The organism is Labilibaculum manganireducens (assembly GCF_963665805.2).
Taxonomy (GTDB): Bacteria; Bacteroidota; Bacteroidia; order Bacteroidales; family Marinifilaceae; genus Labilibaculum; species Labilibaculum manganireducens.
Genome location: NZ_CAXXEE010000003.1, coordinates 1,360,745 through 1,375,215, shown reverse-complemented (window position 1 = coordinate 1,375,215; position 14,471 = coordinate 1,360,745). Strand labels below are relative to the sequence as shown.

At 37.1% G+C, this 14,471-nt stretch carries 18 protein-coding genes; 7 read left to right on the top strand and 11 right to left on the bottom strand.

Translation table 11 applies throughout. The features are described from left to right. The first annotated feature begins 84 nt into the window (after positions 1-84). The gene (locus tag ACHZAX_RS05180) at positions 85-1,614 is read left to right on the top strand and encodes an alkaline phosphatase (protein WP_320018288.1); all 1,530 of its coding nucleotides are present in this window, start codon (positions 85-87) and stop codon (positions 1,612-1,614) included. Between the two features lie 134 nt (positions 1,615-1,748). Then, the gene (locus ACHZAX_RS05175) at positions 1,749-2,903 is read left to right on the top strand and encodes a YibE/F family protein (RefSeq protein WP_320018287.1); all 1,155 of its coding nucleotides are present in this window, start codon (positions 1,749-1,751) and stop codon (positions 2,901-2,903) included. Between the two features lie 171 nt (positions 2,904-3,074). Here ACHZAX_RS05175 and ACHZAX_RS05170 read toward each other — a convergent pair whose 3' ends face one another. Beyond that, the gene (locus ACHZAX_RS05170) at positions 3,075-3,269 is read right to left on the bottom strand and encodes a hypothetical protein (protein ID WP_101308482.1); all 195 of its coding nucleotides are present in this window, start codon (positions 3,267-3,269) and stop codon (positions 3,075-3,077) included. A gap of 160 nt (positions 3,270-3,429) precedes the next feature. On the opposite strand from ACHZAX_RS05170, the gene ACHZAX_RS05165 reads away from it, so the two are divergent. From ACHZAX_RS05165 to ACHZAX_RS05155, 3 genes are all read left to right on the top strand, one after another. After that, positions 3,430-3,651, top strand: coding sequence for a YibE/F family protein (locus tag ACHZAX_RS05165; RefSeq protein WP_320020422.1), 222 nt, complete (start codon positions 3,430-3,432; stop codon positions 3,649-3,651). Between the two features lie 159 nt (positions 3,652-3,810). Continuing rightward, on the top strand, positions 3,811-4,947 hold the full coding sequence (locus ACHZAX_RS05160; RefSeq protein WP_320018286.1) for a hypothetical protein: 1,137 nt from the start codon (positions 3,811-3,813) through the stop codon (positions 4,945-4,947). Between the two features lie 3 nt (positions 4,948-4,950). Further along, positions 4,951-5,193: a hypothetical protein gene (locus tag ACHZAX_RS05155; RefSeq protein ID WP_320018285.1), complete on the top strand. Its 243-nt coding sequence runs from the start codon at positions 4,951-4,953 to the stop codon at positions 5,191-5,193. Between the two features lie 154 nt (positions 5,194-5,347). Here ACHZAX_RS05155 and ACHZAX_RS05150 read toward each other — a convergent pair whose 3' ends face one another. The 3 genes from ACHZAX_RS05150 to ACHZAX_RS05140 all read right to left on the bottom strand — a co-directional run bounded on the left by ACHZAX_RS05150 (position 5,348) and on the right by ACHZAX_RS05140 (position 7,016). Further along, positions 5,348-5,710 (bottom strand): DUF1801 domain-containing protein, encoded by a 363-nt coding sequence (locus tag ACHZAX_RS05150; protein WP_320018284.1) that lies wholly within the window; start codon positions 5,708-5,710, stop codon positions 5,348-5,350. Between the two features lie 39 nt (positions 5,711-5,749). Further along, entirely contained in the window at positions 5,750-5,959 is a 210-nt protein-coding gene (locus tag ACHZAX_RS05145) for a hypothetical protein (protein WP_320018283.1), read from the bottom strand. Between the two features lie 103 nt (positions 5,960-6,062). Further along, positions 6,063-7,016 carry a CorA family divalent cation transporter gene (locus tag ACHZAX_RS05140; protein WP_320018282.1) on the bottom strand — a complete coding sequence of 318 codons (954 nt, stop codon included), beginning with the start codon at positions 7,014-7,016 and terminating at the stop codon, positions 6,063-6,065. Between the two features lie 390 nt (positions 7,017-7,406). On the opposite strand from ACHZAX_RS05140, the gene ACHZAX_RS05135 reads away from it, so the two are divergent. Continuing rightward, positions 7,407-7,712, top strand: a complete 306-nt coding sequence (locus ACHZAX_RS05135) for a hypothetical protein (protein ID WP_101308488.1) — start codon at positions 7,407-7,409, stop codon at positions 7,710-7,712. A gap of 582 nt (positions 7,713-8,294) precedes the next feature. Here ACHZAX_RS05135 and ACHZAX_RS05130 read toward each other — a convergent pair. Genes ACHZAX_RS05130 through ACHZAX_RS05120 form a run of 3 tightly spaced genes read right to left on the bottom strand, consistent with a single transcriptional unit; the run spans position 8,295 to position 10,139 of the window. After that, positions 8,295-8,945, bottom strand: a complete 651-nt coding sequence (locus tag ACHZAX_RS05130; protein ID WP_101308490.1) for an HD domain-containing protein — start codon at positions 8,943-8,945, stop codon at positions 8,295-8,297. Between the two features lie 25 nt (positions 8,946-8,970). Continuing rightward, positions 8,971-9,543 (bottom strand): cytochrome b/b6 domain-containing protein, encoded by a 573-nt coding sequence (locus tag ACHZAX_RS05125; RefSeq protein WP_320018281.1) that lies wholly within the window; start codon positions 9,541-9,543, stop codon positions 8,971-8,973. Between the two features lie 44 nt (positions 9,544-9,587). Further along, on the bottom strand, positions 9,588-10,139 hold the full coding sequence (locus ACHZAX_RS05120; RefSeq protein ID WP_320018280.1) for a hypothetical protein: 552 nt from the start codon (positions 10,137-10,139) through the stop codon (positions 9,588-9,590). Between ACHZAX_RS05120 and ACHZAX_RS05115 the strand changes: the two genes are divergently transcribed. Next, a complete protein-coding gene (locus ACHZAX_RS05115) occupies positions 10,138-10,269 on the top strand; it encodes a hypothetical protein (protein ID WP_320018279.1) in 132 nt (43 codons plus the stop codon). The genes ACHZAX_RS05120 and ACHZAX_RS05115 overlap by 2 nt on opposite strands. 575 nt (positions 10,270-10,844) lie before the next feature. Here ACHZAX_RS05115 and ACHZAX_RS05110 read toward each other — a convergent pair. The 4 genes from ACHZAX_RS05110 to ACHZAX_RS05095 form a co-directional block, all read right to left on the bottom strand. After that, entirely contained in the window at positions 10,845-11,087 is a 243-nt protein-coding gene (locus tag ACHZAX_RS05110; protein WP_101308493.1) for a hypothetical protein, read from the bottom strand. A 116-nt stretch (positions 11,088-11,203) separates the two neighbouring features. Continuing rightward, positions 11,204-12,232 carry an ATP-binding cassette domain-containing protein gene (locus ACHZAX_RS05105; protein ID WP_101311564.1) on the bottom strand — a complete coding sequence of 343 codons (1,029 nt, stop codon included), beginning with the start codon at positions 12,230-12,232 and terminating at the stop codon, positions 11,204-11,206. A gap of 184 nt (positions 12,233-12,416) precedes the next feature. Then, positions 12,417-13,124, bottom strand: a complete 708-nt coding sequence (locus ACHZAX_RS05100) for a GTP-binding protein (RefSeq protein ID WP_101311565.1) — start codon at positions 13,122-13,124, stop codon at positions 12,417-12,419. A gap of 35 nt (positions 13,125-13,159) precedes the next feature. Beyond that, entirely contained in the window at positions 13,160-14,446 is a 1,287-nt protein-coding gene (locus tag ACHZAX_RS05095; protein ID WP_320018278.1) for an ABC transporter substrate-binding protein, read from the bottom strand. Positions 14,447-14,471 lie beyond the last annotated feature (25 nt).

Genomic DNA, 14,471 nt, shown 5'->3' with positions numbered 1-14,471 from the left:
TATAAATTAATATCAAATTAACTATTTAAACTCATTACGAATAATATTTAATTAGTAGATTTGGTAAAATTTAAACAAAATAAAATGTTACAAACCAAGATCAACTTGAAACAAATTCTTGCCATTGCATTGCTGCTGATTTCCTTTAACAGCATTGCTCAACCCAGCAAAAGAGATTCTTACAAAAGTAAAGCGCCCAAATATATTTTCTATTTTATAGGCGATGGTATGGGCTTATCGCAAACCAATGCGGCAGAAGCCTACTTGGGATCTTTGGAAAACGGGAACGGCATTAAAAAATTACAGTTGAGTACTCTTCCTAATCAAGGATTTTATACCACCTACGCACTCAACCGATTCATTACAGGTTCTGCCGCTGCAGGTACTGCACTGGCTACCGGACATAAAACTACAATTAACACCATTTCGATGGATGCACAAAGATTGCAGCCATTAAAAACCATTGCTGAAATGGCAAAAGAAAAAGGCTATAAAGTTGGAATTGTATCATCGGTTTCTATCGATCATGCTACACCGGCAACTTTCTATGCTCATCAGCCTACCCGAAACATGTATTATAAAATCAGCCTGGATTTAAGTAAAAGCGATTTCAATTATTTTGCTGGTGGTGGGTTTAAGCATCCTGAGGGAGATGGCAAAACAACAGAAGAAAGTTCCCTGTCGAATTTTGGAATGGGAGCAACTGAAGATATTGAAGATAAAGAACCTAACTCTATGAAAGTTGCTGAATCGAGAGGATATACTTTTGTAAATACGGTTCATGATTTTAAAAAGCTAAAAAAAGGAGATGATAAAATTATTGCTATTGCTCCCAAATTAGCCGCAGGCTCTGCCCTTCCCTATTCAATAGATCAGAAAAACGGAGCGGATATTTCATTGGCCGATTTTACCGAAAAAGGCATTCAGCTTTTAGATAACAGCAATGGCTTTTTCATGATGGTTGAAGGAGGAAAAATTGACTGGGCAAGTCATGCCAACGATGCTGCTTCGGTAATAAAAGAAGTATTACAATTCGATAAAGCTGTGGCAACAGCTATGGAATTCTACAATAAACATCCTGAAGAAACATTAATTCTTGTTTGCGGCGATCACGAAACTGGAGGTTTGGCATTGGGATTTGCCGGCAGTCATTACGACTCGTCTTTTAATTTACTTCAATACCAAAACATATCTTACGAGGCTTTTTCAGATAAATTAGCTTTGTACAAACAAGAACATGCAGATAATTACAGCGTTGCTGATGGTTTGGAACTGGTAAAAGAACATTTTGGTCTGGGTGATGCATCAAAAGGCCTTCAATTATCACCATTTGAAATGCAGCAATTGAAAGATGCCTTTGAAAAGAGTATGACTTATGCTGATGAAATGACAAAAAATGATCAGTTCTATTTGCTGTACGGAAGTTACGATCCATTTACCGTAACTGCTTGCCATATTCTATCGCACAAAGCAGGTATCGGCTGGACATCTTATTCGCACACGGCTTCACCAATACCTATTCGCTCAATTGGTACCGGAGCAAGTTTGTTTACTGGTTTTTTTGACAATATCGACATTCCTAAAAACCTGATGAAACTGATTGAAAACAAATAAAATCTGAAATAGATATGAAACGCCCTGCAGCTTAGCAGGGCGTTTTTTTATCAAGCCGAAAAGTCCATGGTTATTTCACCTTTCGACCATTCAAGACTCCTCAAAACTTTCAACTTTTCAATACCTTTACAACTATGTTCAAATTCCAGCTTCCTCAAAAATCAGATCTTATATTGGTTGGTTTGCTTCTGATTTTAAGTACAGTTATACTATATCTTCCCACAGGATTTTCTGAGAATAATTATGAAAATTCAGAACGTGTAAAAGCCTTGGTTTTAGCAACAGATAATTCTCTTGTTGTAGAAACCGGAATTCTAAAAACAGGATCGCAAACAGTTCAGATTAAAATATTAAACGGGAAATTCAAAGGAAAAGAACTGACTGCCTTTAATCAGTTGATTGGAAGAATGGAATTCGATAAATATTTTTTCCCCGGTGATAAAACACTCACGGTTCTTAATTTTAATCAGAATAAATCTGAAATAATCAGCGCCAATGTAATCGATCATTACAGAATTAATCTGGAAGCTTTCTTACTTGGATTATTTGTTCTTTTTCTGGTTTCCTTTGCAGGATGGACCGGTGTAAAGGCAATGCTTTCGTTTCTTTTTGCCGGAATCACTATTTGGAAATTACTATTGCCCGGATTACTTAAAGGTTATGCCCCAATCCCTCTCTCGCTGGGTATCGTTGCTTTGCTTACCTCTGTAATCATCTTTTTGGTAGCCGGAACCAATAGAAAAGGGCTTGTGGCCTTTTTCGGAGCCTTGAGTGGTATCGCTGTCACCTGTATCATGGCCATACTCTTTGGAAAACTATTCAATATTCATGGTGCCATTAAACCGTTTTCCGAAACCTTGCTCTATTCAGGCTATTCATATCTAAACTTAACGGAAATTTTTCTGGCCGGAATTTTCATCTCCTCATCAGGAGCCGTAATGGATATTGCTATGGATATTGCCGCTTCGCAGGCTGAAGTGTACCAACAAAACAACAGCATTACAGCCAAACAGTTACGGAAATCAGGTTTCTCGGTAGGAAAAGCCGTTGTAGGAACAATGACAACAACTCTGCTTCTTGCCTATTCAGGCGGATTTTCAGCTTTATTAATGGTATTTATTGCGCAAGGAACCCCAATGATTAATATCCTGAACCTAAATTACGTTTCAGGTGAAATACTGCACACATTGGTCGGGAGTTTTGGATTGGTGCTTGTTGCTCCTTTCACAGCAATTATTGGTGCCTGGGTGTTTACGAGAAAAAAACAAGAGACCATTTCTCTCAAATAAAAAACAGTCTCTTAACGAATTAATTTCTATTACACTGCTTCTATAACTCATTAAATTCAAAGGTTGGAGAAAACTTATATTACTTTGAAATACATATGGATTCTATATTGAAGCGAAGTACTTCAATTTAAACGTATAATTACAAATTAAGCAGGATTTTGATGTTAATTTCTACATCGGATCGCATGCAGGAATAGTTCCATTTACAGGAGTATCATCAATACAGGCTCCACCTCGACAACAAAAACCAGAAGGGCATTCTCCCTCAGGTCCACACGATTTTAATACTGGCTGTCCACCACTAATTTTTCTTTGTTCCACTTTACTTAGAATCTTAACCCCATGAATATTTACTAAATTTTGCATATGTAATTTATCTTTTAATTATGCCTTGGCACTTTAAAGACACCCAAGACTCTAGTCTCTATTATCTATATTCAATTATATTCTCAATTATTCATAGTGTTTTTTATTCACCTCTAAAAACACCCTCTAAATTGCTTTTATCATATCTTTTTGACCTTTTATCACAACTATTCACCAATTTACAATAATATTAGAATATGCCAAAAATATAATTAGCATTGCACACGGAACCCCAATGATTAATATCCTGAACCTAAATTACGTTTCAGGTGAAATACTGCACACATTGGTCGGGAGTTTTGGGTTGGTGCTTGTTGCTCCTTTCACAGCAATTATTGGTGCCTGGGTGTTTACAAGAAAACAAAGAACCAGCCATAACTAAAAACCCGGCCTGATCTTAAGTATAAACATTCTAAATTTAATTTCCCTTTAATTTCACGAGTAGGTATTACAGCCATTATTCCTTACTTTTAGCCTTCCACAAATCTATTCAGGAAAGGAGTATCATTGATGATGCTGAATTCGCCTAAACATATTTTTTATGAGTATCCAAATCGCAGAAGTTCAAAATCAAAATCAACGCAAAGCATTCGTTAACTTTCCGTTTAAATTGTATAAGAATAATGAATTTTGGGTACCTCCTTTTAAAGCAGGCGAACTGGAACTCTTACTGCCCGAAAAGAATCCCGCTTTTGATTTTTGCAAGGCTAAATTTTGGCTGGCTTACAAAAATGGCAAAATAGTTGGCCGAATAGGCGCCATTGTAAACCACTTGTGTATCGAAAAACAAGGTGAGAAAATTGGCCGGATTACCCGAATGGAATTTGTTGACAGCCATGAAGTTTCCGAAAAACTTTTTGCAGTGGCTGAAGAATGGCTAAAAAGTGAAGGTATGATTGGTGTGAGCGGACCGCTGGGATTTTCGAACTTAGATCATGCCGGTTTGTTGATTGAAGGACATGAATGGCTTCCTTCCATGGCTTCCGATTATCATTTTGCCTACTATCAAAACCATTTCGAAAGGTTGGCTTATGTGAAGGAAATTGACTGGTTGGAATTCAGAATCAGTCTGCCGGAAGAAACTCCGGAAAAAGCAAGCCGGGTTGCCGAACTAATCAAAAAAAGATATGATTTGCAAACCGTAAACTTCACAACAAAAAAAGAGCTGGAACCCTACAAAGAAAAAATATTTAAGGTTTTTAACGATGCCTTCTCCGATTTGTTTGGCTCTATTAAACTCCCCGAAAAGTTAATCCGTTTCTACATTTCAAAATACTTTCCCATTCTGAATCCCCGATACGTTAAAATCATTTTAAACAAAGAAGATAAATTGGTTGGATTCATTATTGCTTTGCCTTCCTTATCGAAAGCCCTGCAAAAAGCCAAGGGCAAATTATTACCATTCGGATGGTGGCATCTGAAAAAGGCACTTAAACATCCTACCGAAATGGATTTGATGCTGACTGGTGTAGATCACGACTGCCAAAAACTGGGATTCGTATCCATATTGATGAATGAATTGCTAAAAACATCAAATAGTGACGGACTAAAATTTGCGGAAACAACCGGAATGCTTGAGAACAATCATGTAGCTATTCAGCTTTGGAAATCATTCGATCACATTCAGCACAAACGCAAACGCTGCTACCGCAAAATGTTTTCTTATAAAAAACAATAAATTATGAATAATTTATCCGTACTAAACAAGCAATCTACCAGACAAGAAGTTTTGGATGAGCTTGTAAAATTATTTACTCCTTATGCCCGAAATCTATTGGGCTCAGGAGCCGATTTTAGTTATATGAACATGTATGCCGATAATTTCCGCGATCAGTTACTAAATAAGACCAGCCTTACCGAATATGATGTTTATACAATTTTAAACGAAGCTTGTGATCTTAGCTGGAGAAATCAGGTGAAATAAAAAAGAGGGTGTCCAAAAAGGTCAATCTTATTGTCATTCTGATCCCGATGAATCGGGACGAAGAATCTTTATCTTTGAATAACAGATGTTTCGACTTCGCTCAACATGACATTTTCAAATAAAACTTTACTTTTCGGACACCCTCTTGCAACATTTATTGTTCGTCCATTTGAGATTGTTTCACAAAAAAATCAAGCTTCTTTGTTTTCACCTCATCAAGGCATTTGATTTTTACATGGCGGCGATATTTACCATTTCCTTCCAGCAGCTTTTCAGGGTCCTGAAATAAGAATCCATTACCAAACTCAAAAGAAACATGATTCTTATATACGAACACACCTCCAAAATCGTCGTCAAGAGAAAACAGGATGCCACCATACATCATTCGTTCCTTAACATCAGCGAAATTCTCAAAAACAATCTTACGCAGCTCAAGTAAAATCTGATGCTTTATAGGATCACTTGCTCCCGTTTTGTCTATAAATTCCTGAACTCCTTTGTTTACTGATTTTTCCATTTGCGCGTTGTTGTTAGGTCAATCTTTTTTATTTACTTCTTACTGCTCAGAACCTGATGCAAGCTGTTTTTTATCCTTCCTGAAAATACTGACAAGCAGGATACTTGCTCCTGCACCACTTAAAAAACCCGAAAGAAAATCCGTAATTTCTTCGTCGATAATAACAATCCTGCCCTGGAAATAAAAATGATAAGTTACTCCTGCCGCAAGGCAGAGAAATGCAATTGTAATTTTGATTTTATTTGTCATGATTAAGTTTGTTGGAATAAGGCCAATTTGTCTTATAAGCTATAATCTACTTGCTTATATTCTTAAGTATTATTGATTGTATTGTTATTCGTTCGATACGATTTTAAAACCATTTCTTTCTTTTAAAATAGACTAATGGGATAATAAAACTCAGAATTAAACCCAGAACAGTAAATGGATATCCGAAATCCCATTCCAACTCCGGCATGTATTTAAAATTCATTCCATATACACCTGCAATTAAAGTAGGCAGTGATATGCATACTGTAATGATGGTAAGAATTTTAAAAATCTTATTTTGTTCCAATTCTATCTTCGAATTTATATTCCCATGCAAATCATCCAATCTATTAAAATTGTATTGCAAATAATCTGCTATTACTCTAAGATCGTTTAGTTCTTCACTAATTTTAATGGATGTGTGGTTCTTATTTTTATAGCTCTTTTTTAAAAGAAGAAGAATCCTTTGAAACTCGGAAAGGGATTCCCGAATAAGAAGATTATTGAACCTTAATCCGGCAATGTAATCCAAGTCATTTTCCTTGAATTGTTTCGATTTGAGCGTATTTTGGAAAAGGTCTCTGATTTTTTTTGAAATCAGCTCGACAATATCAGCATAGTAATCGGAGATTACCCCTATTTGAAAAATGAAAAGTTGATGATAGGTGTCAATTTTTGTGTTCTCAAAATTATAAATAGATTGTGTTAATTGATTCAAGCTATCTTCTATATCGGGTGAAAGAAATGTAAATACAATTTCGTTTTTAATCAGAATGGAAATGTCTTTTTCCTCAAAAAAATCACTGGAAGAATAGCTTGGAATCGTAAAGTTTAAAGACAACTGGTCAGGTGAATCGATATAATGGGAACTTATTTCGATATCTTCTTTTTTACTGAAAGAAGTTAAATCAAGATCAAACTTTTCAGAAATCAGTTCCAAATCTGAATTCCTAAAATCAATAAACCGGATACTGAATATATTGTCTGGTAAATATTCAATTTCATCAATCGATTTATATTTCTGTATCGCATTATTCTTATAATAGATCTCAATCATATTCTCTTATTTATAGTACAGCTAACAGTAATTTGTCTAAAACCCTAAATCAATTGCAATCAAGTTATACTTTTTTTTTGAGTCTGATTGTCTTTCTGAAATTTATTGGGCTCCCGGTGCCTAAGGAAGAAAATTGCAAACCCCACACTTTTGAAATCTTAATTATCCGGCTCTGCATATTTCTCGCCAATACGTTCACCTGCAAGTTTTCTTAGCAACTTGAAGTCTTTATTACTTATTTGTTCTTCATAATCTATCTTTACGAATTTCAAATATTTAGTCGAGGTCATTTGAGGCCAAAAATATAGAGCAACAACACCCATTCCCGTTCCACAAATCCAAATCCAGCAAATTATAATCAATAGTTCGATGCTGTCTATAAAGTTTAGGATGCAACCAAGTATTGAATGGAAAATTGAAGGGATTACTCTTCGTGATTCAAGCACAAATAGATTTATGCAAGTAATTCTTCTTCGGCATTGTGCATTTCAGTACCAATGCAAGCGATTCCTCTTCGGCATTGTGCATTTCAGTACCAATGCAAGTAATTCCTCTTCGGCATTGATAAGTGAAGGACAAATTGGCAGATTTCTGATTAAAAATGAACTCGTTTGTGCAAATTTGAGCGTTTTCTCTTCGGCAATGAACGATTTGAATGTAATTGTGAGCAATTCTGATGTGAAATGGGCGAATTGAATGTTAATATGATCAAATTCTCTTCGGCGGTATTCATTTTAATGCAAATTCGGATATTTCCTTATAAAAAAGGGCTTGTGAGCATGTCAAACTGTCCATTTTCTCTTCGGCAATGCAAATACGAGTTCATTTCTGGCCTTTTCTTTAGAGAAAAGGCTGCAAGCAATGTGAGAATCGATCATTTCTAATGAAGTGAAGGGTAATTCGGAACAAAAACAGGCTTTGCATGTGAGTCAGGGCTGAAATTGGAGGAACCGGCTATGATTTAGGTGAGTTATGCCATACAATGCAACAGCAACTCTTTGACTTTTCAAGACTTCCCAAAACAATGCAACAGCTAAAGCAATTGAAAATAATCCACACTTCCATTTTGTACTTTTCGACTATTGAACTGTTTGACTCTTCAAGACTCTTTAACTTTCAAAGCACCCCTCTCCCTGTCGGGATCTCCCCTCAAGATGGGAGAACTAGTAAATTGGCTTATTCTTGACTGTTGGACTGTTTGACCTTTCGACTTCTCGACTTTCCAGTCAACGTAAGGAATGAAAACCACTGACGGACTTTTGCCTTTCTCCTTGGAACTTATTTCCCTTCCCACTCCTGATAAAAGTGATTAAGATATACCTGCATAAAAGCATGGCGTTTTTCGGCCATCGCTTTACCTGCATTTGTGTTCATTCTATCTTTTAACAAAAGCAATTTTTCGTAGAAGTGATTGATGGTTGGCGCATCGCTGTTTTTGTATTCCTCTTTCGTCATGTTTAGGTTGGGAGGAATGCCTGGGTTGTATATTTCGCGGTTTTTATGCCCGCCGTAGTTAAAAGTCCGGGCAATGCCTATGGCGCCAATGGCATCCATCCGGTCGGCATCCTGCACCACATCCAGCTCCGGCGATTTAAATTTCTGAACTTCCCTGCCTCCTTTAAACGAGATGTTGGTAATGATGTTCTCTACATGAAGAATGGTTTGCTCATCCACCGAAAGGGAGCAAAGAAATTCTCTGGCCAAACGCGGGCCAATTTCCTCATCTCCATCGTAAAATTTAGAATCGGCAATGTCGTGAAGCAAAGCACCCAGCTCTATCACAAACAAATCTACCTTTTCTGTCTTAGCCAACTCTTTTGCCGATTTCCAAACCCGATAGATGTGCCACCAGTCGTGCCCGCCTTCAGCATCGGCAAGTGTTTGTTTTACAAATTCTACGGTTCTGCCTATAATGTGTTCCTTATTCATCTTTGTCAATTTTACCAATGCGGTTCTAACCTTTCAATCCTCCTATTATTCTCGAAACGGTTCCTTTTTTACTCGTAACTTCCTCAATTAAAACCCCCGCCAAATGAATTGCGATAAAAGGAATCAAGTAATAATTAGAAAGTACATGTATTCCTTCCATTGATTTTTTCAAACTTTTCGGTCCCCATTCTATAAAAATTCCGGTAATTAATGAAATCAATACACATACATAAAAAATGATGTACGTCCATTTTTGAATTTTCTCTTTTACTGATAAATTTTTATCCAGTGGATTTTGAATTTTCATTTGTCCAAAAAATGGAATCGTGAAACGAACCGCAAATAACCCAACCAATACATATCCAATGTACAAATGCCAATTCCACATTGGTTGTCGTATTTGTTTTGCTAAACGAACGAGCTGGTCATGCGATAAAGACAGATCAATACTCACCAAATAATTCTGTATAATATCTGCCACATTATTTTTATTCAACCAAGTTGATCTCAAAAATATAGTTGCTAACAACAGTAAAAAAGAAACAGCTATTGCCCAATGAATAATTCGGTAAATTTTAGAATATTCTTTATTTTCCATGATATTTTTTTTAATAATATTCGTATTACAACTCTACTGTTTAATCAATTTATTAACTGGTTTCCGGCTTCGGTTTGTTCTTTTATTATTTTTTGACAAAGGCTTTCTGCGAAATCATCTTCCCTATACATTTCATGCTCTTTATCTTCTATTAAATTAAAATCAAGATTCAAATCCTGAAACCATTTTGCATCTGGTTTGTATCGATCGTTGGCTCCGAAATAAAGGACACACTTACAGTCCGGCTTTTCCTTTTCATATCTCAACCGAGTTGATGAGATAGCATAAAGAGTGGAGATATTAAGACCTTTCAGCCCGGCTTTCCATGCAATTACCCCTCCTACACTAAAGGCAAGAACAATAATGGTCTCTTTCTCCTGCAGGCCAAGTTTGTATACTCCACGATCAATTCCTCCGTTTACAAACCTGGCATGAAGCCGTCCTTCCGAATTATCCGACAAATCAAGATCAACCAACTTACGGGAATCGAAGTATTCTATTTCGAAGTACGGATTCAATATCTTTTGATAAGAATGCATCCATACCGCCTCTTCAAATCCCCACAAATCCGATAATATGATAAGCCGTTTCTTCATGTTGCAGTTAATTTTTGCAGTAGCTGAAGATAGGGAAAAATGTATTGTGGAAGAAAAAGTTAAAAATAAAGTTCGTTTTGGTGCTGTATTGGCAAAACAAAACACCTCAGCCCCCAGCCACTTCTCCTAAAGGAGAAAGGGAGTTTTCTGATTTGTGCTGATTTGGAGATGTGTTCTCTTCTCATTCAACAGGACACCTCATCCCCCAGCCACTTCTCCTAAAGGAGAAAGGGAGTTTCTGATTTGGAGATGTGTTCTCTTCTCCTTAAGGAGAAGGATAGGTTGAGGCATCCCGAAGATGATACATGTAAAACTAATCCGGATTTCCAAAACACCTCATCCCCCAACCCCTTCTCCTAAAGGAGAAAGGGAGTTTCTGATTTGCGCTGATTTGGAGATGTGTTCTCTTCTCATTCAACAGGACACCTCATCCCCCAGCCCCTTCTCTTAAAAGAGAAAGGGAGTTTCTGATTTGTGCTGATTTGGAGATGTGTTCTCTTCTCCTTGAGGAGAAGGATAGGTTGAGGTATCCCGAAGTCGAAGAATTGAGGGTTTATTATGCCGATCGGATTGCAAAATTGCGAAAACGCACCAGGAAGGCTGTCTGAAAATGAAAAATCCCAACAGAACAATTGCTCTGTTGGGATTTTCCTTCCAATCTTATTCCATATAGACACGCCATGGCATGTCCCTGCAGTTAAAAAATTAATAGCCGATACCTGCCGCCATAATGTTGTTCGGATCAAAAGCGTGACAAGGCGTTACACCGTGTACCATATCACATTTCGGACAATGTCCTTCGAATTCTTCCATGGTGAAGGTTTCTTTACAGCCATGACATTCAATATCCAAAGGCATTGGCATTAATTGCTGAGCAAAACCCATCATTCTTACTTTGTCAACTACTTGTTTTCCATTCTCGAAACTTCCTGCGCATCCGTCATGCATAATTTTATCTCCTTTTAATTTAGATATGAGAAATGAGATACTAGATCTGAGATCCTCATAACTCTCAATACCGTATTTTAATTTTTAATTCCTAATTAATAATTCATCATTTATAATTAAAACCCAATGTCTTCCTTTTTAATGATTTCACCATTACGAAGTCTTGTTCTCATGTTTTGAACCACAGCATCCATACGTTCCAAATCAACCAACAACTTTCTCTCTTCATCGCTGGTTTCAATCACTTTGTGAATTCCACCATTCTTGATTACTATTCGCTTGTCGCCCATTAAAGCCAACATAGGGTCGTGAGTTGCCATCAATACAATCTTTTCTTCGCCAATCAGCAAATCGAGTGCTTTTTTGCGGTCGATACCTGCATTCTCAATTTCATCAATCAAAATAATCGGCGACTTACTCAAAATGGCAGTATCAGCAATCATCAAGGCTCTCGATTGTCCACCACTCAAACTTGTAATAGGAGTAGTTAACTCAAACTTTTCTCCCGCAAGCTTATTGGCTTCTTCTATAATCTTGGCAATAACACCTTCAATATCTTCAACCAATCTGCTTTGTGCATGCAGCTCCAAAAACTCATAAACCGATAGATCCATGACAAAGTTCATATTCTGCGATAGCTGAGCAACCAATTTGTGTCCTGAACTTACCCGCCATTTTTGGTCTCCCATTTCTTCGTTCACCAAAATGGTTCGCGAAGTTGGGGTATCCTTTTGGGCTACCCACTCGATATCGGCAAGCAATCTGCTTTTTCCCGATCCGGTGGGTCCAACAATACAAACAATCTCGCTTTTACTGATTTTTAATTCACCAAACTGCTCGGCTTCGCCCGATTTATTGGTTCCGGGAAGAATGCTAATACTATGAACTCCATCATCCTCATCTTCACCCAAAAATTCGAGCATCTGAGAAATATAGATCGTCATCGAATTCAAAAACTGATCTTTATCAATGGCTCTGTTCTCAGCCTCTTCCTCATCATCCAAAAACTTCAGATAATCGATTAGCTTTTCGTTAATCTGCTCATTAACCTGTAATGTGTTCTCCTCAAAAAATCCGGGAAGAAAAGGATATTGCTCAAATAAACCGGCAATACTTTGGTTTTGTATATCTTGAACTGTGATCATGTTTCTGCTTTTGTAATTGTTATATCGCTTTCAACAAGCCTCTCTCTATCGGGATCTCCTTAAAAAGGGAGCAAGTCCTTATTTTGCTTTCGCATCTTCGAATCGATATCTTCCCTTTCAGGGGAAGTGCCGACAGGCGAAGGGGGACTCAGCTTGGTGCTTTCTACTTTTTCCTTTTTCCTTTCTACTTTTCGCCCTTCTTGTCGCTCATATCAATCTTACGAACATTACCCATTTGGTAGCTTTCCCCAATTCGGGTTTCGCCCAAACAGTAGGAACACAAAGCCGATGGCATTGAGAATCTCAATTTCTCCCCCACTAAAGTCTTAACTTCAACTTTCTCATCGTACAGCAAAGTACTTAACTCGTATGCCCCCTGACCAGTTAATCCATTTACATGCATAATGCTTGCTCCCGGATTTACAGAATTTACTCTCGATGCAAACACTTCTCTTTCAGCCTGCGATACAATGTCGCCCTTTGTGATAATCACGATATCTGCACTTTTCAACATCGGTCCAATTTTTTTTGGCGTGTTAATTCCACTCAAATTATCGATAACACAAACAGCCGTAATACTTTTCACATATGGCGAACAACGGTTGCACAAACCGGCACTTTCCGTGATTAGCAAATCCAATCCTTCCTTAATTCCCCACTGTGTTACCTCTTCAATATTACTTACAAAATAATGATCCGGACAAAGTGAACCGGACAATCCCTTTTTCACTTTTATACCTGCCTTTTCGTACAAAATATCATCATCGGTATAAAGGCAGTCAAATTTCACCACACCAACTTCTAATCCACGCTTTTGCAGCGAATCTATGGTTTTTAAAATCACTGCTGTTTTTCCTGATGATGGAGGTCCTGAAACTGTAACTAAGTTCATATCTGATTATTTTAAAATCTGTAATTTTAGTAATACTACTTCTGTGGCACATAGTTTAACGGCCCTAAATTTGCAAACGATTCGTCCTGTATAGACTTATTAAAAATGCGCTCACATTTCTTTATTAAAGCACCAATATCATTACTGTTAATGTAATCCCAACCCAACCACATAAATTTATTCTCTGCAGGTAATCGGTTATCCACTTCAGGATTAATACTTGGAAACAAACCTTGATGCGAAAGAATCTCTCCTACCGCTTTCGAGGCAAAGAAATCAATAACAGGCTGCGTTTTCTCCAATTCATCCTTCTTGCTTAGCATGAAAATAGGACTGATAATTGCTCCGTCTTCCGGCCAAACAGCAATCATTGGACCTCCCACTTTTACCATCTTAGTAAAAAAGTAAGGCATAATTGTAATTGCTGGCCGCACGTTCTTTTTGGTATGAGATTTTACCATTTGAGCCGGATGCATACTTTCCAGCAAACAAGCACCCAAACCTTTTACTCCTTCTTCGCCGTATGCCTTGTAAATGTGCAATAGCATTGAATTGAACAAATCGAAATCGCTGATTGGCAAACTTACACTGCGCTTAAATTCCGGTTTAAAAATATCTGACCATGTACGTGGAATAGGACGATCTCCTAATTCGGCTGTATTTACCAAAAAAACTGCAGGTACAACACCAATCATTGAATAGTGTCCTTCCGGATCTTTCAAACAAATCTCATCGTTATCAAAATCTTTGTTCAAACTCTCAAAACCAGTACTGTCTTTAAAAACACCTTGTTTTTTAAACTTTCCCATCAATTTATCATCAAAGAATAAATCAAAACCTGCTGAAATAAATACATCTGCTAAATTATCCGTGTTTTCCTGATTAATCACATCATCGATTAACCAATCCAATCCCATTGAAGCAGCCTTTAAATCATAAACGATTTCATTTTCATGATTTTTTTCGTATTCCTCAATAAAAGCATCAATCCCTTCTACCAAAGGAATTCGAACCGGACAAGGCAACAAACCCTGCACGTGTATCGAGTCCGCCTTTTGCACTTTACTGTTCTGATTCAGATCACCATCAACCTGATTTCTGTTTAAATCGATTCCTTCTATCAATAATTCAGAAAACGTGTCCACATTTAGTTTCTTCATTTTTAAAGCCAATTCCAAAGAAAGAGATTTACCAAAAATTGCTCTCTTCGCCTCATCCTCTAATTGTCTGAATCCATTTGAAACAAAAATTTTAATTGTTTCAGGGTACTTAGTACAAATATCAAGCAAACTATCCGTGGTCTTAAAATATTGATTCTTCATTTCGAAACAGAATTTAAATGATTTC